At 59.0% G+C, this 19,946-nt stretch carries 16 protein-coding genes; 8 read left to right on the forward strand and 8 right to left on the reverse strand.

What is annotated here, in order from left to right; translation table 11 throughout:
- Positions 1 to 22 precede the first annotated feature (22 nt).
- The 5 genes from purB to ACUN8C_RS05050 form a co-directional block, all read right to left on the reverse strand.
- The gene (gene purB / locus ACUN8C_RS05030) at positions 23 to 1,399 is read right to left on the reverse strand and encodes an adenylosuccinate lyase (protein WP_445621199.1); all 1,377 of its coding nucleotides are present in this window, start codon (positions 1,397 to 1,399) and stop codon (positions 23 to 25) included.
- A gap of 73 nt (positions 1,400 to 1,472) precedes the next feature.
- On the reverse strand, positions 1,473 to 2,084 hold the full coding sequence (hflD, locus tag ACUN8C_RS05035) for a high frequency lysogenization protein HflD (protein WP_299257081.1): 612 nt from the start codon (positions 2,082 to 2,084) through the stop codon (positions 1,473 to 1,475).
- Positions 2,081 to 3,223, reverse strand: a complete 1,143-nt coding sequence (gene mnmA, locus ACUN8C_RS05040) for a tRNA 2-thiouridine(34) synthase MnmA (protein WP_445621200.1) — start codon at positions 3,221 to 3,223, stop codon at positions 2,081 to 2,083. Before mnmA ends, hflD begins: the two co-directional genes overlap by 4 nt.
- Positions 3,224 to 3,350: 127 nt before the next feature.
- Positions 3,351 to 3,824: an NUDIX domain-containing protein gene (locus tag ACUN8C_RS05045; protein ID WP_445621201.1), complete on the reverse strand. Its 474-nt coding sequence runs from the start codon at positions 3,822 to 3,824 to the stop codon at positions 3,351 to 3,353.
- The gene (locus ACUN8C_RS05050; protein ID WP_445621202.1) at positions 3,821 to 4,429 is read right to left on the reverse strand and encodes a pseudouridine synthase; all 609 of its coding nucleotides are present in this window, start codon (positions 4,427 to 4,429) and stop codon (positions 3,821 to 3,823) included. The genes ACUN8C_RS05045 and ACUN8C_RS05050 overlap by 4 nt, the downstream gene beginning before the upstream one ends.
- Before the next feature lie 111 nt (positions 4,430 to 4,540).
- Here ACUN8C_RS05050 and icd point away from each other — a divergent pair, with 111 nt between their 5' ends.
- The 3 genes from icd to clpA all read left to right on the forward strand — a co-directional run bounded on the left by icd (position 4,541) and on the right by clpA (position 8,765).
- Positions 4,541 to 5,803, forward strand: coding sequence for an NADP-dependent isocitrate dehydrogenase (gene icd / locus ACUN8C_RS05055; RefSeq protein WP_445621203.1), 1,263 nt, complete (start codon positions 4,541 to 4,543; stop codon positions 5,801 to 5,803).
- A 322-nt stretch (positions 5,804 to 6,125) separates the two neighbouring features.
- A complete protein-coding gene (gene clpS, locus ACUN8C_RS05060) occupies positions 6,126 to 6,458 on the forward strand; it encodes an ATP-dependent Clp protease adapter ClpS (RefSeq protein WP_445621204.1) in 333 nt (110 codons plus the stop codon).
- Positions 6,459 to 6,488: 30 nt separating this feature from the next.
- Complete coding sequence (clpA, locus tag ACUN8C_RS05065) at positions 6,489 to 8,765, forward strand: ATP-dependent Clp protease ATP-binding subunit ClpA (protein ID WP_108843307.1); 2,277 nt, start codon at positions 6,489 to 6,491, stop codon at positions 8,763 to 8,765.
- 197 nt (positions 8,766 to 8,962) lie between these two features.
- Here clpA and infA read toward each other — a convergent pair whose 3' ends face one another.
- The 3 genes from infA to aat all read right to left on the reverse strand — a co-directional run bounded on the left by infA (position 8,963) and on the right by aat (position 10,835).
- A complete protein-coding gene (infA, locus tag ACUN8C_RS05070; protein ID WP_007111068.1) occupies positions 8,963 to 9,181 on the reverse strand; it encodes a translation initiation factor IF-1 in 219 nt (72 codons plus the stop codon).
- A gap of 153 nt (positions 9,182 to 9,334) precedes the next feature.
- Entirely contained in the window at positions 9,335 to 10,072 is a 738-nt protein-coding gene (locus ACUN8C_RS05075; protein WP_445621205.1) for an arginyltransferase, read from the reverse strand.
- A gap of 73 nt (positions 10,073 to 10,145) precedes the next feature.
- Complete coding sequence (gene aat, locus ACUN8C_RS05080) at positions 10,146 to 10,835, reverse strand: leucyl/phenylalanyl-tRNA--protein transferase (protein WP_445621206.1); 690 nt, start codon at positions 10,833 to 10,835, stop codon at positions 10,146 to 10,148.
- Between the two features lie 162 nt (positions 10,836 to 10,997).
- Here aat and ACUN8C_RS05085 point away from each other — a divergent pair, with 162 nt between their 5' ends.
- The 5 genes from ACUN8C_RS05085 to ACUN8C_RS05105 all read left to right on the forward strand — a co-directional run bounded on the left by ACUN8C_RS05085 (position 10,998) and on the right by ACUN8C_RS05105 (position 19,852).
- Positions 10,998 to 12,941, forward strand: a complete 1,944-nt coding sequence (locus ACUN8C_RS05085; RefSeq protein ID WP_445621207.1) for a methyl-accepting chemotaxis protein — start codon at positions 10,998 to 11,000, stop codon at positions 12,939 to 12,941.
- A 280-nt stretch (positions 12,942 to 13,221) separates the two neighbouring features.
- Positions 13,222 to 16,899 (forward strand): DNA translocase FtsK 4TM domain-containing protein, encoded by a 3,678-nt coding sequence (locus tag ACUN8C_RS05090; RefSeq protein WP_445621208.1) that lies wholly within the window; start codon positions 13,222 to 13,224, stop codon positions 16,897 to 16,899.
- Between the two features lie 137 nt (positions 16,900 to 17,036).
- Entirely contained in the window at positions 17,037 to 17,699 is a 663-nt protein-coding gene (lolA, locus tag ACUN8C_RS05095; protein WP_445621209.1) for an outer membrane lipoprotein chaperone LolA, read from the forward strand.
- A gap of 57 nt (positions 17,700 to 17,756) precedes the next feature.
- The gene (locus tag ACUN8C_RS05100; protein ID WP_445621210.1) at positions 17,757 to 19,106 is read left to right on the forward strand and encodes a replication-associated recombination protein A; all 1,350 of its coding nucleotides are present in this window, start codon (positions 17,757 to 17,759) and stop codon (positions 19,104 to 19,106) included.
- A gap of 194 nt (positions 19,107 to 19,300) precedes the next feature.
- Complete coding sequence (locus ACUN8C_RS05105) at positions 19,301 to 19,852, forward strand: hemerythrin domain-containing protein (RefSeq protein ID WP_445621211.1); 552 nt, start codon at positions 19,301 to 19,303, stop codon at positions 19,850 to 19,852.
- The last annotated feature ends 94 nt before the right edge of the window (positions 19,853 to 19,946 follow it).

Consider the following 19,946-nt stretch of genomic DNA (forward strand, 5'->3'; position numbering starts at 1 on the left):
GATTCCTGCCCTTGGGCGCGCTTCAGGTGCGTGTAATGTCGTGTGCCTGCTCGGCCGCATTGCCGGTATAACTCGCCGGCGTCATGGCCTTGAGCCTTTCCTTGACGTCTTCCGGCAATGCCAGGGTATCGATGAACTCGGCAAAGCCTTTCTGGTCGATCTGGCGTCCACGCGTCAGGGCCTTGAGCTTTTCATAGGGCTTTTCGATGCCATACCGGCGCATGACGGTCTGTACCGGTTCTGCCAGCACTTCCCAGCTCTGGTCAAGATCGCCGTCAAGCCGCGCCGGATTGCTCTCCAGTTTGCTGATGCCCTTGAGTGTGGCCTGATAGGCGATCAGGCCATGGGCCAGACCCACGCCCAGGTTGCGCAGCACGGTCGAGTCGGTCAGGTCGCGCTGCCAGCGGGAAATCGGCAGCTTCTGGGCCAGATGTCCCAGAATGGCGTTGGCCAGCCCCAGATTGCCTTCGGAGTTTTCAAAGTCGATCGGATTGACCTTGTGCGGCATGGTCGAGGAGCCGATTTCACCTTCCACGGTGCGCTGCTTGAAATACCCCAGCGAGATGTAGCCCCAGACATCACGGTCAAAATCGATCAGGATCGTATTGAAACGACAGACGCTGTCAAAGAACTCGGCAATGTAGTCATGCGGCTCGATCTGGGTGGTATAGGGGTTGAAGCTCAAGCCCAGACGCTCGATGAAAATGCGCGCGTTTTCTGCCCAGTCAATCTCGGGATAGGCGGCCAGGTGCGCGTTATAGTTGCCGACCGCACCGTTGATCTTGCCCAGCATCTCGATGGACTCGATCTGCTTGAGCTGGCGGCGCAGGCGATACACCACGTTGGCCATTTCCTTGCCCAGCGTGGTGGGGCTGGCGGTCTGGCCATGGGTGCGCGACAGCATGGGCTGCTCGGCGTGCGCCTGCGACAGGGTGGTGACGGCTTCGACAATCTCGCGCATGGCGGGCAGCAGCACGTTGTCCAGCCCGGCACGCAGCATCAGGGCGTGAGACAGATTGTTGATGTCTTCACTGGTGCAGGCAAAGTGCACAAACTCGCTGATGGCTTCCAGTTCTGCATGGCCTTCAAACGCTTCCTTGAGGAAGTATTCGATGGCCTTGACGTCATGATTGGTGGTGCGCTCGATGGTCTTGACCCGCTCGGCCTGCTCAACGGAAAAATCGTTGATCAGCTGATCCAGAAACTGTCGTGCCTCACTCGACAGCGGCGGGACTTCCTCGATCTGCTCGTGTTCGGCCAGACGTTCCAGCCAGCGCACCTCGACAATGACACGGGCGCGAATCAGGCCGTATTCACTGAAGTGTTCACGCAGCGTTATCGTCTTGCTGCCATAGCGGCCGTCGACAGGAGAAAGAGCGGTCAGTGCAGAAAGTTCCATCGTGATTCCCGGGTCTGTGCCCAATCGTTGTGAAAGTAAAGGACAGCCCGGCAAGGCACTGTCCGAAAAGCCGTTACTCGTCGAGTGACTTCAGCGCGCGTCGGATGCCGCTGCGACCGGCCACCAGTTTCCAGCGCCGCCCACCCTGCTGATGCCAGAGCAGGGCAAAGCGCACACCGGACAGCAATATCGCTCGAACCCTTTCGGGCATCTGCCGGCTCTGCAGCAGGGAAGGGTCGCCCTGTACCACGATGCGGTAGCGAAAGGTGGACAGGGTGTCCTGATAGATTTCGCCAAGGCTTGCAATGACGTTCTCGTGCAGCTCGCCGAAATGTTCAGCCTGTGCCTGAACCCTGCCCAGACGCTGGCCCAGCGTATTCATCATCTCGGTGTTCTTGCGCAGACGATGCATGAGCAGGATCAGTGAAAAGCCGTAACGCATGACATTGGGGGAAACCTGCTGACGGGTCAGCACGCCATCCAGCGTCTCGATTCCGGGGCGCAGGTTGTTGATCTGGCCACCGTAGATGTCCTCGAACGAGGCAGGATCGGTATCCAGCGTGGCCTTGATCAGCGTCGACCATGCCCGCTCGTTGGTATGTCCCGTGCGCGCAAGCTCATCGACCACACTCGCGGCCTGAAAAACGCCGGCCAGCGCCAGTGCCTGACGCGCCTCACTGTTCATGCTGCACTCTCCAGCGCCTGGCGAAACGTCGTGGCAATCACCGCACCGCCCAGACAGACATTGCCCTCATAAATGACCGCGGACTGGCCCGGGGTGACGGCGCGCTGCGGCTCGTCAAAGATCAGGGTGACGCCTTGATCTTCATTGACAATGACCCGGCAGGGCTGGTCGCTCTGGCGATAGCGGATCTTGGCACTGGCTCGAAAGTCACGACTGGCCGGTGGCTCACCGATCCAGTGCATTGCTTCGGTGGTCAGCGACTGTCGATAGAGCAAATCGTGATGCTTGCCCTGTACCGCGATCAGCACATTGCGCTCCAGGTCCTTGTCCGCCACATACCAGGGCGCTTCGGGATAGCCGTTGATGCCGCCGATCCCCAGACCCTGGCGCTGCCCCAGGGTGTAATACATCAACCCCATGTGTTCGCCGATCTCTTCACCTTCAGGCGTTTCAATACGACCCGACTGCGCCGGCAGATACTGACGCAAAAAATCGGCGAAGCGGCGCTCGCCGATAAAACAGATGCCGGTAGAGTCCTTCTTGCGTGCCGTGGCCAGACCATGCTGCTCGGCCAGCGCCCGAACCTCGGACTTTTCCATCTCACCGATCGGGAACAGGGTGCGGCTCAGGGCCTGCTCACTGACGGCATGAAGGAAATAGCTCTGATCCTTGTTGCCATCGATGCCCTTGCACAGCAGAGTGCGCCCGCCGTGATCCTCGCGGCGAACGTAGTGGCCGGTAGCGATCAGCTCGGCGCCCAGCATTTCTGCGTAGTCGAGAAAGACCTTGAACTTGATTTCGCGATTGCAAAGGATGTCTGGGTTGGGCGTTCGACCGGCGCGATACTCTTCAAGGAAATGCTCGAAGACGTTGTCCCAGTATTCAGCGGCAAAGTTGGCCGTGTGCAGGCGAATGCCCAGCCGGTCACAAACGGCCTGGGCATCCGCCAGATCGGCCCTGGCCGTGCAGTATTCGGTTCCGTCGTCTTCATCCCAGTTCTTCATGAAAAGACCCTCCACGTGGTAGCCCTGCTCAAGCAGCAAAAGCGCAGTCACGGAGGAGTCCACACCGCCGGACATGCCGACGATGACCCTTGAAGGGGTAGAAGAAGAGGCTGTGTTGTTGACAGGGGAAATCATGGCGTACCCGTCGTCAGAAATCATTTGGCCGATATTATACGCCAGCCGCCCCCTGCCTTGACAGGCGGGAACCAATGATCCGGACACTGCAGCAATGTCGGAGACTCATGACGTTGTCTCAGGGTAATCAGGAAGGGTGGTCAAGATCGCGGATCAGGGTCAGCGGATAGGGGCGTGCTGCCAGGGCATCGTGAATACGCCTGGCCACCAGTGGGCTTCTGAGTCGCCCGTCGCGCTCAAGGCCCTCGATCTGCGTCAAACCATACCAGTCAGCCTGAATAATTCCTTCGTCAAGTGACTGGCTGATACGTCGCGTCGGGCGCGCCACAAAGGTATGGCTGTGATAGACCACGCCGTTGGGCGCCGTATTGATATAAAGGCCCAGATAGCCTTCCAGCGTAATTTCCCAGCCGCTCTCTTCAAGTGTCTCGCGGTGTACAGCGTCGATCAGGGATTCATCGTCTTCCAGGTGGCCGGCCGGCTGGTTGAATACCGTTGGTGCAGCGCCGATGGCCAGCCGGTCGCGCTCCTCGACCAGCAAAAAGCGGTCACGGTCGACCACAACGGCGGCAACCGTCACGTGAGGTAGAAATCGGGTCATCGTGGTTTCCTGCGCGGCCTTTCGCGTGGCGGGTGAGTATTTTTCGATTGGGGCGCACGCGGCATATGAATGGTTTCCTGTCGCCATTCGCCGGGCAACAGCGAGCCCAGCGTCCATGGACCGATGGCGGTTCGAATCAGTCGCAGGGTGGGGTGGCCCACATGAGCGGTCATCCGACGCACCTGGCGATTGCGCCCTTCGGTGATCGATATCTCGAGCCATGTGTCAACAATGTTTGCGCGCTTGCGTACCGGAGGCATTCGGTCAGGAACCTGCGGTGAGGGCACTCGCCGGACCCTGGCCGGTCGTGTCAGCCCGTCCTTTAAGGTCACTCCCTTTGACAGCGCCGTCAGGGCATTGTCATCAGGCTGACCTTCTACAAGCACAAGATAGGTCTTGGGCTGCTTGTGATCGGGATGCGTAATCCGGTGGGCCAGCATGCCGTCATCGGTCAGCAGCAGCAGTCCTTCACTATCATAATCCAGCCGGCCGGCCGGGTAGATATTCGGGATGTCGAGCCATTGGGCCAGCGTGTCACGACCCTGAGAGTCCGTGAACTGGGTAAGCACCTGAAAGGGCTTGTGAAAGAGATAAAGTAAACTCATAAGCACGACTTGATTGTCGACAACCTCTACGCAGTGACAGGTCCTTGATGCTACATTAGACCCCTCATTTCAGGACAGAATCTTTTGTCCTCATTACGTCGGAGTATCTCCATGTCCAGCGGCAATATCAGCATTCCCGACAGTGGCCAAATGATTACGGTCAACGACGATGTCACGTTGTCGGTGCCGGACCATCCGATTATCCCGTTTATTGAAGGTGACGGTATCGGTGCCGATATTACACCTGCCATGCAGAAAGTAGTCGATGCCGCCGTCGCCCGTGCCTACGGCGGTCGTCGCGAAATTCAGTGGATGGAAGTGTATGCCGGTGAAAAGGCAACGCGTGTCTACGGTGAGGATACCTGGCTGCCGCAGGAGACCCTCGAGGCCGTCAGGGATTACGTGGTCTCTATCAAGGGGCCGCTGGCCACGCCGGTAGGAGGTGGCATGCGCTCACTGAACGTGACACTTCGCCAGACGCTGGATCTTTATGTCTGTGAGCGCCCGGTGCGCTGGTTCAAGGGCGTGCCCAGCCCGGTGCGTCAGCCCCAGAATGTCGACATGGTCATTTTCAGGGAAAACGCAGAAGACATTTATGCCGGCATAGAATGGCAGGCAGGGACACCGGAAAACCAGAAGCTGATCCGGTTTCTGCGCGAAGAGATGCAGGTCAACAATATTCGGTTTACCGAGCAGTGCGGTATCGGCATCAAACCGGTCTCGGAAGAGGGCAGCAAGCGGCTGGTACGCAAGGCGCTTCATTACGCCATTGATAACGGCCGAGAGTCGGTGACCCTGGTACACAAGGGGAATATCATGAAATTCACCGAAGGGGCCTTCAAGCAATGGGGTTATGAGGTGGCCCGTGATGAATTTGGTGCGCAGCCGCTGGAGGGCGGGCCCTGGCTTTCCATGGAAAACCCGCGTGACGGCAGTACCATCATCATCAAGGATGTCATTGCCGATGCCATGCTGCAGGAAGTTCTGATTCACCCCGAGCAGTTCGATGTCATCGCCACGCTCAATCTCAACGGCGACTTTTTGTCCGATGCGCTGGCGGCACAGGTGGGTGGCATCGGCATTGCGCCCGGCGCCAATCGAGGCGACGCCGTGGCCATGTTTGAGGCCACTCATGGTACCGCGCCGAAACTGGCCGGCCATGACAGTGCCAACCCGGGCTCTTTAATACTCTCGGCGGAAATGATGCTGCGCTATCTCGGCTGGGATGAGGCTGCTGCACTGATCGTCAGCGCCATGGAAGCCACGATCCAGCGCGGTGAGGTGACCGGTGATTTCCATCAGGTCATGTCAGAGGCCACACTGTTGAGTACCTCAGCCTTTGCTGACGCTGTCGTGCGCAGCATGTCGGCCTGAGAGGTCCTGCGACAGGATGTCCAGTGTCATGCATGGCTGTGATCAAGCGCGATGACCGTTATGCATGACATGATGGATGACGCTCGACTCTCGTGTCACCGTCATGGCATGAGATACTGTTTTTATGGCCGCACGCTTGCATCGTCGGCAGGGCAGCACCATCTTAAAGGGGAACACTGAGGCTTGTTAGCGCTCAAACTGTTAGCTCGATGAGTGCATTCAATCATCTTTCCGCTTGTTTTCATCGATCCGGGCACATATGTTCAAGATAGATAGTGAAGCACTTCACTACGTTTTTCGTAATACGGTTACTCATGCTGGCATGACACCTCCCGATTCCAATCCTGATCACCAGGAGCAGGGCGATGTGGCCGAGCAGACGGGCGACCCAAAGCTTGAAGAACCGCCACTTTATAAGGTGGTGCTTCACAATGACGACTACACGCCCATGGAGTTTGTCGTCGAAGTACTTCAAACCTTTTTTGCCATGGATCACGAGAAGGCGGTACAGATCATGCTGGCCGTACATACTCAGGGTAAGGCGACCTGTGGCATCTATACCCGTGATATTGCGGAAACAAGGAGCCAGCAGGTCAATCAATACGCTCGAGAATGCCAGCATCCACTGCTGTGCGATATCGACCGGGCAGACTGAGCTGTCTGCAGCGGCCAAGAGGGGACTGCCATGTTGAGCAAAGAACTTGAATTGACCCTGAACACCGCATTTACCGTGGCGCGTTCAAAGCGCCATGAGTTCATGACTGTGGAGCATCTTCTGCTGGCATTGCTGGATAATGCCTCGGCGGCGGACGTGTTGCGCGCCTGCGGGGCAAACCTCGACAAGCTTCGTACCGATCTGCAGGATTTTATCAATACGACTACCCCGCTGATTCCCGAGGATCAGGATGATCGCGAAACCCAGCCAACACTGGGCTTTCAGCGTGTGCTTCAGCGCGCGGTCTTCCACGTTCAGTCTTCCGGCAAGTCGGAAGTGACCGGCGCCAATGTGCTGGTGGCCATCTTCTCCGAGCAGGAAAGTCAGGCGGTCTATTTTCTCAAGCAGCAGAACGTGGCGCGTGTTGATGCGGTCAACTACATCGCCCACGGCATTGCGAAGGTGGCCGGACATAATCAGCAGCAGGGTCAGCACAACAGCGGTGCAGAGTCCGAAGATGGCGAAGAGGCCTCCGGTGATTCAAGCTCGCATCCGCTGACCGGCTATGCCACCAACCTGAACGAGCAGGCGCGTATCGGTCGCATCGATCCATTGGTCGGTCGTGACCATGAGCTTGAACGCGTGGTTCAGATTCTGGCGCGTCGCCGCAAGAACAACCCCTTGCTGGTGGGCGAGGCCGGTGTCGGCAAGACCGCTATCGCAGAAGGGCTTGCCAAGCGCATCGTGGAAGAAGACGTCCCGGACGTTATCAAGGATGCCGTGGTGTATTCACTTGATATGGGCGCTCTGCTGGCAGGGACCAAATATCGGGGCGATTTCGAAAAACGCTTGAAGGGTCTTCTCTCCGAGCTCAAGAAAGAGCCCAACTCGATTCTGTTCATCGACGAGATCCATACCATCATTGGTGCCGGTGCCGCATCCGGTGGCGTCATGGATGCCTCCAACCTGCTCAAGCCCATGCTCTCTTCGGGTGAGCTGCGCTGTATCGGGTCGACGACCTTCCAGGAATTCCGCGGCATTTTTGAGAAGGACCGTGCGCTGGCACGCCGCTTCCAGAAAGTGGATGTACTGGAACCGACCGTCGAGGATGCCATTCGTATTCTGAAAGGGCTGCGTGGTCGCTTTGAGGAGCATCATCAGCTCAAGTATACCGATGCCGCCATGGAAGCTGCCGTGCGCCTGGCCTCACGCTACATCAATGACCGCTATCTGCCCGACAAGGCAATCGATGTCATTGATGAGGCTGGTGCGCATCAGCGTCTGTTGCCGGTCGAGGCTCGTCTTTCGCAGATTGATGTCGAGCAGATCGAGTCGATTGTGGCCTCCATCGCCCGCATTCCGCCCAAGAGTGTCTCCAGTTCGGACCGCAAGCTGCTGGCCGATCTGGATCGCAATCTCAAGATGCTGGTCTTTGGGCAGGACGAGGCCATCGACAGCCTGTCCTCGGCCATCAAGCTGTCGCGTGCAGGGCTCGGCTCACCCGACAAGCCGGTGGGCAACTTCCTGTTTGCCGGCCCGACCGGGGTGGGCAAGACCGAGGTGGCCCGACAGCTGGCCCAGATCATGGGTATCGAGCTGGTCCGCTTTGACATGTCCGAATACATGGAGCGTCACACCGTATCGCGACTGATCGGTGCGCCTCCGGGCTATGTCGGCTATGACCAGGGCGGTCTTCTGACCGAAGCGGTTACCAAGAACCCGCACTGCGTGCTGCTGCTTGATGAGATTGAAAAGGCGCATCCGGATGTCTTCAACCTGCTGCTGCAGGTGATGGATCACGGCAAGCTGACCGATAACAACGGTCGCGAAGCGGATTTCCGTAACGTGATTCTGGTCATGACGTCCAATGCCGGGGCAGAGCTGGCTTCGCGTCGCTCCATCGGCTTCCAGACTCAGGACCATACCACTGACGCCATGGAAACCATCCGTCGTACGTTCACGCCCGAGTTCCGTAATCGACTGGACAGCATCATTCAGTTCCGTCATCTGGATCTGGAGATCGTGCGCAGTGTCGTCGACAAGTTCCTGGTGGAACTGCAGGCGCAGCTGGACGAGAAGCGTGTGCAGCTTGACGTTGACGAGGATGCTCGTGGCTGGCTCGCAGAGCATGGCTATGATCCGCAGATGGGTGCGCGCCCCATGGCACGTCTGATTCAGGAGAAGCTCAAAAAGCCTCTGGCCGAGATGATTCTGTTCGGCGATCTGGCCGACCATGGCGGCACGGTACATGTCACGCTGGAGGATGGAGAGATTCAGCTGTCAGTGGCTGCCGAACAGGTCGCCTGATCGGCACGCCATGCCAGTCGTTACTGACGCCCTGTCTTCGGACGGGGCGTTTTTTTTCAGGCGCGAAACGGATGGCGGGTCAGACGCTATCCATCGGATAACAGACTGTCAGTCGGCCTGAAACAGCCAGGGCGTCATGAAGTGCTGAGACACATCAGGAGGGGGTGTGCAAAACAAAATAAGGACGCATGGCGTCCTTAGCGGGAGCGATAAACGATGCGGCCCTTGGACAGGTCGTAAGGCGTCAGCTCTACCTTGACCTTGTCGCCGGTCAGGATGCGGATGTAGTTCTTGCGCATCTTGCCGGAAATATGCGCGGTCACGACGTGGCCATTTTCAAGCTCGACGCGAAACATGGTGTTGGGAAGCGTATCGACAATCACGCCTTCCATTTCAATATGATCTTCTCTTGCCATATGATGTAGTCCCCGATAATCGTAATATGAGCACGCCATCAGGGCAGTCTTGCTGACCCAATGATCAGACAAGGCGAATGATGGCGGACTGAACGTGCGATATTTTGCCTGATACCTGCCTGAAGCGCAAAGCCGCTCGACGTTCCCGACACGTTAATGCTGCATCTGGGTCACCGGAATGCCTCGGCGCCAGCGATGTCCCTGCAGATACTCCAGCGGTTTGAAGCGCTGCTTGTAATCCATTTTCTGACTCTTGTGGATCCAGTAGCCGAGATAAACGTGATTGAGCCCCAGCGCCTGTGCTCGACGGATCTGCCAGATCACGGCCCAGCTCCCCAGCGATCTCGATCGAAAGGCATCGTCGGGTTCAAAAAAGGTGTAGATGGCGGATAGCCCGTGGGTCAGAAAATCCACTGCGGCCACGGCCAGAAGACGCCCCTCGAGACGAAACTCGACGAGCCGTGAAAAATCATGCGCGGTGCTTAAAAAGGCACGGTACTGCTCGATGGCAGGAGGATACATCTCGCCATCGCTGTGGCGTGCCCGGATATAGCGCTCGTAAAGCGCATAGTGCTCTTCATTGAACACGGCCGGCCGTTCGATGACGGTCAGGTCCTGATTGTTGCGCTCGGTGCGCTTGAGAGAACGGTCCGGGGCAAAATCCCTGACCGGCACACGCACGGAGACACAGGCATTGCACTCCTGGCAGTGCGGCCGATAGAGGTGTGTACCACTGCGTCTAAAGCCCATCAGCGTTAGAGCACTGTACATCTCATGGTCCACGGGCGTATGCGGGTCCATGAACAGCGTGGTGGCCTCATGGGCCCCCAGATAACTGCAGTCATGTGGCTTTGTCAGGAAAAACCGTAAATCCTGAAGAGGTGAATGCATGCTTGAATTGTTCAACGGGCGCAACATCCAAAAGGGTGGTTCGGGGCTTGCGACATGAATGATCTGATAAGGATTATCGGCGCGATATCGAGGCTTCTTGAAAGTCAGCCGGTATATGGCGCCCGAGCAGGGTATTGAACTGATCGCGCGAGATATCACAGGCGCCCAGGCTGGCCAGATGCGATGTGTGCATCTGACAGTCTATTAACGCCAGGTCGTGATGCCCGGACAGCCACTCGACCAGTCGAACCAGCGCAATCTTGGAGCTGTCAGGGCGAATGGAAAACATGGATTCACCAAAAAATACGCGTCCCAGCAGGATGCCGTAAAGCCCCCCCACCAGCATGTCACCTTCCCATACTTCAACGCTATGCCCATGCCCCAGCTCATGCATGGCTACGTAAGCCTCGATGATGTCGGATGAAATCCACGTCCCTTCCTGTGCCTGTCGCTGCACGGCGCACTGCTTGATCACGGCCTCGAAGGCCTGATTAAACGTTACCGTCATGCCCGAGTTGCGAAGCCTTTTGGCCAGACTGCGACGCACGCGAAGCGCCTCAGGAAACAGCACCATTCTTGGGTCGGGTGACCACCAGAGGATGGGGTCATCCTCATTGAACCACGGAAAAATCCCGCGACTATAAGCCGCCAGAAGCCATTCCGGCGTGAGATCTCCTCCGGCGGCCAGCAGGCCGTTGGGCGTTTCCAGCGCGCACTCCAGAGGCGGGAAGCCAACGGGCCATGGGGCGAGCCAGTCAATCATGATGGGCTCCCGACCTCGGACAGCATGACACTTCGTTTTTGAAGGCCCGGTAGAGCATTAAAGACCTCTTAAGTTTTGTCTGTGGTGGCCGACATTGAGTATCGGAAAGGTTTGCCAGGTCCTGGCCGCCGAAAAGACATGACACATTACTGGATATCTCCCATGGGAAACTTTTTTCGGCGCATGAGTATCGGGTCGCGCCTGGCGCTGATTATCGGTCTGGTGGCCATCGCATCGTTTGTTGCCCTGAGCTGGGGGCTGTCGTCCTCGAGTGCCCGGGCGCTTCGCGAGCAGGCAACGAACAGCATGCAACAGCAAACGCAGCAGTTCACCGATTCGGTCACGCTTTTTGATGAAAGTCTACAACAGCAGAGTGCACGCTTTTTAAAGCTGTTTCAGACCGACGGACTGGCGCCGCCGTTTGTACTGGATGCCGACCGTACCATGGAGATCAATGCTCGTCAGACGCCGCTTTTAATGGACCAGCGCGGTGCGCTCAACATGGATACCCAGCGTGTGGATGACTTTACCCGCCGCACTGGAACGCCGGTCACCATTTTTGCCCGTACCGGCGATGACTTTGTGCGCGTGAATACATCACTGAAAAATGACCAGGGCGCACGAGCCGTGGGCACTCTGCTGGATCGAAGTGGGGCAAGTTATCGCGCCCTGATGGAAGATCGCGCCTACTCGGGACTGGCCACACTCTTTGGCACGCCCTATATCACCCGCTACGAGCCCATTCATGACGCCCAGGGTCGCGTGATCGGCGCAAGCTTTATCGGGGTCGATATTACGGCAGATCTGAAAAATTTCGAGTCACGTGTTCGCTCACTCACCATCGGTGAAAACGGCTATTTCATGATCGTGGATGCCGACACAGGCAACGTGCTGGCAGGGGGCGAGAATGAGGGAACGTCGCTGCGCGACGTCTCGGATGTCGAAGGCACGCCTGCCTTTGCGCCGATCTTTCAGGGCCAGAAAGGACTTTTTGAATATCAGCTGGCCAATACCGAGCATGCCCGTCGTACCACCTATTTCATGCAGTATCCGGACTGGGACTGGGTCGTGACCGCCACGGCCATTAATGACGACATCGATGACCGGATTGCTGCGGCACGTAACCGGTTTTTGCTGATTGCCCTTGGTCTGGCCCTGGCCGCGGCGCTGGGCGTTTACTTCATGATGCGTCGCAGCCTGAGCAGCCCTCTGGCTCGCGTGCAGGGAATGGCCGGGCATCTGGCCAATGGTGATCTCAGGCAGCGCCTGAACAGCCAGCGCAAGGATGAAATCGGCTCACTGGTAGGGGCCATGAACGGCATCGGTGATGGCCTGCGAGATATTGTCAGTCGCGTGCGCCAGTCCGTGGAAAGCATCGGTCACGCCTCGAGTGAAATTGCCAGTGGCAACATGGACCTGTCTCGTCGTACCGAAAGCCAGGCCGCAAGCCTTGAGCAAACCGCGGCCAGTATCGAAGAGCTCACCGCCACCGTGCGTCAAAATACCGAGCGTGCTCGTCAGGGCGATACCATGGCAGGAGAAGTGGTGGCCTCTGCACGAGAAGGGCAGCAGCGTCTGGGGCGGGCCATGACCACGTTGAAAGACCTTGATGCCACCGCCTCGAAGATGTCCGATATCATCGCCACCATTGACGGCATTGCTTTTCAGACCAACCTGCTGGCGCTCAACGCCTCGGTCGAGGCTGCGCGTGCCGGTGCACATGGCCGTGGCTTCACCGTGGTGGCCGACGAGGTGCGCCGACTGGCGATTCGATGCAGCGAAGCGTCTGCCGATATTGGTCACCTGATTCGACATACCATCGAGGAAGTCACTACCGGCAATGCCCACATGCAGCAAAGTGGTGCTCAGATCGAGGAAATCACCACGCGAATGGAAAGTCTGAGCGTCATCGTGACCGAGATCAGTCGCGCCAGCGAAGAGCAGCTCGAAGGTATCGAGCAGGTCAGTAGCGCACTGGCATCGCTGGATGAGACAACGCAGCACAACGCGGCACTGGTCGAACAGTCGGCCGCGGCATCAGGGCATCTGGATGAGCAGGCACGCAAGCTCAGCGAGGTTGTACAGGTCTTTCATCTGCCGGCCTGATATTTCCACAATTTCCCGGCTGCAATTGCCGGGTCTGTGCCGTACCATCATCTCCAGGTATGATACCTGCCTCTGGCAGGGTGTGACCCGATGTCATTACCCTGCCAATATGCCTTTATCAGGCCTTCGAATGCTTCATCAGAGTACAGCCATAACACTCGCATGAGTGCAGGGGGGATGGCCGTTGAGCGCCAGCAAGACCAGACAATCGCAGTCGCAGTCACAGGCCCGTCGCAGTAAAAGCGGCGCCAGCCCGCGTACAACGCGTAAAAGCGCTACCATGCAGCGCTCTCGACAGCGTGTGACCAAAGCCCGGGATAACGCCCGCCATTTCAGTGCCAGGCTTCAGGGTGCCGCCAAGGAAGGGGTCGCCATCGTCATGCTGGCGCTTTGTGCCTTCCTGCTGTTGGCCCTTTTCAGCTATATGCCGGCAGATCCCAGCTGGTCGCATAGCGGCCCGGATCAGGAGGTCACCAACTGGATGGGACCTGTTGGCGCGTGGCTTTCCGATGTTCTCTATTCCCTGTTCGGTGCCAGCGCGCTCTGGGCCCCCGGTATGCTGGGGCTGGGCGCATGGCGATTGATGCGTGCCAAAGAGGCCCATGTGGTCTGGGACCCCATGGCACTGGCCGTACGCGGCGGCGGTCTGCTGCTGGTCATGGTGGCCACCTGTAATGTCGGGGCGCTGCATTTTCACGATGCCAGCAATGACCTGCCCTATGGTTCGGGCGGCATTGTGGGAGAGGGTGTTTCAGCGGCTCTTGCCTCGCTGGTAGGCAAGCACGGCACCACGCTGCTGTCGCTGGCAGCCTTTCTTTGCGGTATGCCACTGCTCACCGGCATGTCCTGGTTTTCCATCATTGACGAGGTGGGCAACGGCATCTGGCGCGGTGTGCGCTGGTGTGCCCGTCGTGTGGGCATGGCAGGGGCAAGCATTGGCAGCGCCGGCTCAAGGCTTCAGGAGCGTCGCCGCGAAATGGCGCAGGAGCGCCGTGAGGCCTATCTTGCCGCTCAGTCGGAAGATGAATTCGATTTTGGTCATGACGACGATGATGACGCCGATAGCGGCCTGCGTGCGGATGCCGAGGACGCCCGTCCCCGTCGCGAGCGCAGCAGCCTGCTGGCGCGTCTGGTGCCCGGACGCCGCCGTGAAGTTCATGACGACGAAGCGTTTCTTGAGGATGACGACGAGCCGGTAGACTCAGCGCGCCATCGGCACGAAAGTGATGCTGACGAAGCGCGTGAGCCCGTTTCCGGCATGCGCACAGGCGATGATGATATTCCCTGGGAGCAACCCTACGAGGCCCCGTCTCCGGCGCGTGATACGCGCCAGGATGATCGTGCCCCCGCTGAGCCGATGCTTTCCACGACCGAGACAGAGCGTGCTCGTGGCGTTCGCGATACCGATAGACCAACGGTATCTGCGCGGCAGGCGGCAGGTCTCGAGCGTCGTGAATCCCATGGCGGTGCCGAGGTGGCTGCAGCATCTGCAGCAGCGTCTGCCGAAATAGTGTCTGCCGAGACAGTGTCCACGCAAACGCTTCCTGATGATGACGTGGCTTCTTACCGGGCGCCTTCCGCTGATGAGCCTTCGGTGCACGCCCCAGCGGACAGGGACCCCGTTTCCGGCACTCCGGAAGGGGACGAGGTCCTCGATACGCGTCTGGACGAGCGTCCGGCACCGGTACAGCCGCCTCAACAGCCGATGGAAACCTCCCGGACTGACGAGACCGCTGCAAGCGATGTAACCCGTCGTCGGATTCCTGAGGTCATTCCCGAGCCACGGCTGGCTGAAGATGACGAGGACAGCCTCGATGCGTCGCCCGTGTCGGCATTTGAGCGTTCCGAGTCGACACAACATCAACGCCAGACGCCGCCAACCGATACCCCTTCTGAGCACCGGGTACCTGCCTCGGCACCGACGGCCTTCGTTGAGCCCGATTCAAGTGATGTGACGCTGGAGGCGATGGCGCCTTCCCATGAGCGTGACATGCCTCTGGTCGATGACATGTCTTTGGTTGATGACATGCAGGACGATGATCGACCGGTACTGAGCTGGGAAGACGATGAACCCGAGTTCTCGACGCCGTTGAGCGCACGTGATGAAGCTGAGCCGCTGGTAAGCGCGCCGCCGGCTTCAGCGCTGACCTTCGAGGAAGAAGACGATATTCGGGACACTGTCGTACCGACGCCGCCCATGCCGGAACGTCCTGCACAAACTGCCTCGCCACAGCCCGCGCAAGAGACCCCGGTGCCGGCATCGCGGTCGCATCCAGACGAGGAGAAGGCCGTTACACCGCCGCCGGCGCATCCTGATCATGCCCCGGCCGCCACTGAAACACCCGCGCCGCGCCCTGAACCCGAGGCCGACCCGGGAGACAACAGCAGTCCCACCCTCTGGACCGTACAGCAGATGCAGACTCAGCGGCCTGCGCACGAGTCCGACGGTGAACCGTTGGGTAAATTGCCGTCCCTGTCGCTTCTGACGCCACCGTCATCTCATGAGCCGACCTATACGCCCGAGCAGCTTCAGGACATGGCAGAGCTTCTGGAGGTGCGCCTGCGGGAATATGGCGTCAAGGCCGAGGTGGTCGACACCTGGCCGGGGCCTGTCATCACGCGTTTCGAGATCAAGCCGGCGCCCGGTGTAAAAGTCTCCAAGATCAGCAACCTGGCCAAGGATCTGGCGCGCTCGCTGATGGTCAAAAGCGTCCGTGTGGTCGAGATCATCCCGGGTCGTCCGACGGTGGGCATCGAGATCCCTAACCCCAATCGGGCCATGATCCGGCTAAGAGAGGTCTTTGACTCCGATGTCTACCAGGATGCCCGCTCGCCGGTGACGGTCGCGTTGGGTCAGGACATCGGTGGCAATCCGGTGGTGGCCAATCTCAACAAGATGCCGCACCTGCTGGTGGCCGGTACCACCGGCTCGGGCAAATCGGTCGGCGTCAACGCCATGCTGATCTCGATGCTTTTGAAGGCTACGCCTGATGAAGTGCGCATGATCATGGTGGATCCCAAGATGCTGGAGCTGTCGGTCTATGACGGCATCCCGCATCTGCTGGCGCCGGTGGTCACCGACATGAAAGAGGCCGCCAATGCCCTGCGCTGGTGCGTGGCCGAAATGGAACGTCGTTACAAGCTGATGGCGGCCATGGGGGTGCGTAACCTGGCCGGCTTCAATGCGCGTATTGATGAGGCCTCGCAGGCCGGCGCTCAGATTGCCGATCCGATGTGGGAACCGCAGCCCTGGGAGATGCATGAACAGCCTCCGGTACTCGAAAAGCTGCCCTATATCGTGGTGGTGATCGACGAGTTCGCCGACATGTTCATGATCGTGGGCAAAAAGGTTGAAGAGCTGATTGCCCGTATTGCTCAGAAAGCGCGTGCGGCCGGCATTCACCTGATTCTGGCAACGCAGCGTCCATCCGTGGATGTGGTGACCGGTCTAATCAAGGCCAACATTCCCACGCGTATGGCCTTTCAGGTGTCGTCGCGGATCGATTCGCGCACGATTCTGGATCAGGGCGGCGCCGAGCATCTTCTCGGGCACGGCGACATGCTGTATCTCCCGGCCGGCGCCGGCATCCCCATGCGTGTGCATGGCGCTTTTGTCGACGATGACGAGGTGCATCGCGTGGTCGATGACTGGAAGCGTCGCGGTGAACCCGAGTACATCGATGAGATTCTCTCTGGTGGGGTGTCTGCCGATGCGCTGGCAGGGCTTGAAGCCGAAGGCGAAGGCAGCGATGACCCGGAGCAGGATGCGCTTTACGACGAGGCCGTGGCCTATGTGACCGAGTCACGTCGGGCATCGATCTCCTCGGTCCAGCGTCGCTTCAAGATTGGCTACAATCGCGCCGCACGACTGGTCGAGGCGATGGAAATGGCCGGTGTGGTCTCCTCCATGGGCAGCAATGGTGCAAGAGAGGTGCTGGCGTCGCCGCCGGCACACTGACCTGAGCGCAAGGCAACGTCTTGATATACCTCGACAAGTCTTAAGTTTCAGCAGGGATAAGCAGAGAACCTGTCACTCGGTGGCAGGTCAAAGGAATACCACGGCACGCTCTCTGCCTAAAAGGACAGGATGTTTTGATGACACTGATGACTCATGGCCGCAAGGGCCTTGCTCGTACACTGGGGCTGGCAGGCGCTACTTTCATGGCGGCCTGCATGGCCCTGCCGGCGCAGGCAGCGTCCGAGGATGCCGAGCGACTGACGTCGCTGCTTGAGCCGCTTAAAACCTACTCTGCCGATTTCAACCAGCAGGTCGCCAGTGGCGGTGGCAGCCTGCAAAATGCCAGCGGCCACATGTGGCTGTCGCGCCCCGGTCGCTTTAACTGGGAAGTTTCCGATCCCTATCGCCAGACCGTGGTATCCGACGGGCAGAAGATCTACCTCTATGATCCTGATCTCGAGCAGGTCAGCATTCGCCCGCTCGATCAGCGTGTGACCCATACGCCGGCGCTGTTGCTCTCCGGTCAGGCCAGTGAGCTGACCGAGAACTACAACGTGTCGCGCCGTCAGCAGGGGACCACCGAGTTTTTCGCGCTGTCGCCGCGCTCCAACGATTCCCTGTTTCAATCCCTGGAGCTGGTGTTCAACAACGAGCGCCTTTCCGGGATCGATCTGACCGACGGGACCGGCCAGAGCACGGAAATCTCGTTTCGCAATATCGAGGTCAATCCTGACATCAGTGCCTCGCACTTTCAGTTCAAGATCCCCGACGGGGCGGATGTGATGCGCGAAGGTAACTGATGGATACCGCGTAATCTGCCATGATGGAGGCATACTCCGCACAAGGGTGCCTTCCTCATGAGTGACCTGTTTGATCGTGACGCGCCGCCCGGGCAACCGCTGGCGGCGCGTCTGCGTCCTGCCCGGCTTGAAGACTATATCGGGCAGTCACACCTGTTGGGCCCGGATCGCCCACTGACGCGGGCGCTGGCGCGTGATCAACTCTACTCCATGATCCTCTGGGGCCCGCCCGGCGTCGGCAAGACCACGCTGGCACGTCTGATCGCCGGCTATACCCGCTCGCATTTCGCCACGCTTTCGGCCGTCTCGGCGGGCGTGAAGGAAATCCGTGCAGCGGCCTTTGAAGCGCAGCAGCGTGGCCAGAGTGGTCAGCGCACGCTCTTGTTTGTCGATGAGGTGCACCGATTCAACAAGGCGCAGCAGGACGCTTTCCTGCCCTGGGTCGAAGAGGGGGTGTTCACCTTTGTCGGCGCCACCACTGAAAATCCTTCCTTTGAACTCAACAATGCCCTGTTGTCGCGGGCGCGCGTGCATGTGCTCAAACCGTTGAGCGTTGAAGAACTGCGTCAGGTGATCGACCGGGCACTGATCGAGCCGGCAGGGCTTGGCGAGTCTGGTATCGAGGCACCAGACAGCGTGCGTGATCTTCTGGCGCAGGCAGCTGACGGTGACGCACGTCGAGTGCTCAATCTGCTGGAAATTGCCGCCGACATGGCCGAGGCCGGCCGTGATGGCGCGGCGCCGACGCTGTCACAGGCGGTAATCGAAGAGGTGCTGGGCGAGAGCACACGGCGACTCGATCGCGGCGGGGATCTCTTTTATGACCAGATTTCAGCGCTGCACAAGTCGGTTCGCGGCAGCGCCCCGGATGCCGCGCTCTACTGGTACTGTCGCATGCTTGATGGCGGGGCTGACCCGCTCTATATCGCTCGTCGCGTGGTGCGCATGGCCAGCGAAGAGGTCGGCAACGCAGACCCTCGTGCCCTGCGTCTGGCACTCGATGGCTGGGAGGTTCAGGAGCGTCTGGGTAGCCCCGAAGGCGAGCTTGCGGTCGCCCAGGCCATCCTCTATCTCGCCAGTGCCCCCAAGAGCAATGCCGCCTACGTGGCCTACAATCAGGCGCGTGCGCATGTGGCCGCGACCCCCGGGCACGATGTGCCGGTACACCTGCGCAATGCCCCCACGTCCTTGATGAAGTCACTGGGTCATGGGCACGACTATCGCTATGCCCACGATGAAGTGCATGCCTACGCCGCCGGTGAAACCTATTTTCCCGATGCGCTGGTGGGAACCCGTTACTATCAACCCGTCGATCGGGGGCTTGAAAAGCGCATCGCCGAAAAGCTTGAGTGGCTGGAAGGACTGGACCGGGCTGCGACGCATCGACGCAGTTCCGAATCATCATGAGAAAGGATGAGCAGGGCAGACACGTTGTTTCATGCCCGTCATGGCAGGAACATGGCCGCAACGACCCTTGATGCGCCTGTTCAGGCTGTGGCGGGTATTAAATTTAATGAACCCTGCATGCGACCAAAGTAAGTGGCAGGTGAGGTCAAAAGACACAAGACTGGTAGCTCGTCAAATTTGCCGGAGACGCCGCCATGCTCAAGTTGACTCAGCTTCGCCAGGATCATGCGCACATGGCTCGACTGCTTCATGTGCTTTCGCTGCAGCATCGTTATCTTGTGACCGGAGAGCGCCCCAGCTTTCGCCTCATGCGTGAAGCCTGTGATTACATCATGGACTATATGAACGACTACATCGTGCCGCTGGAAACGCTTTGCGGGAATCGTCTGACCGAGCGCGGTGCGCATTCCGGTCAGGAGGTCTGCGAGCTGGCCGGTGAATATCGTGAGCTCAGGCAGCGTCTGAGACATCTGGAAGACGATCTCGACAACATCCTCATGGACGCCATCATGCCCATGACGCTTTTCGGTGAGCGTCTAAAGGCGTATCTGGATGCGCATCGCCATGTGCTGCGCATGGAGCGTGAACATCTGTTTCCGCTGCTCGATGCCGGCATGGATGAAAAAGAGTACGTCGAACTGCGTGATACCCTGCCGCTTCAGGCCCGTACGCAGTTGGCGCGCCTGCAGCAGGAGTATCCCGACCTCTATGCCGAGTTTCGTGATATTCGACCGGCGGTGGCCTGAATGCCCGTTGGCCGGGTGTATCACTCCCGGCATTTCGAGCAGACGCCAGTACAGACATGAACGGGGCGGCATAAAGATGCCGCCCCGCTTTTTG

The organism is Kushneria sp. Sum13 (genome assembly GCF_052692355.1).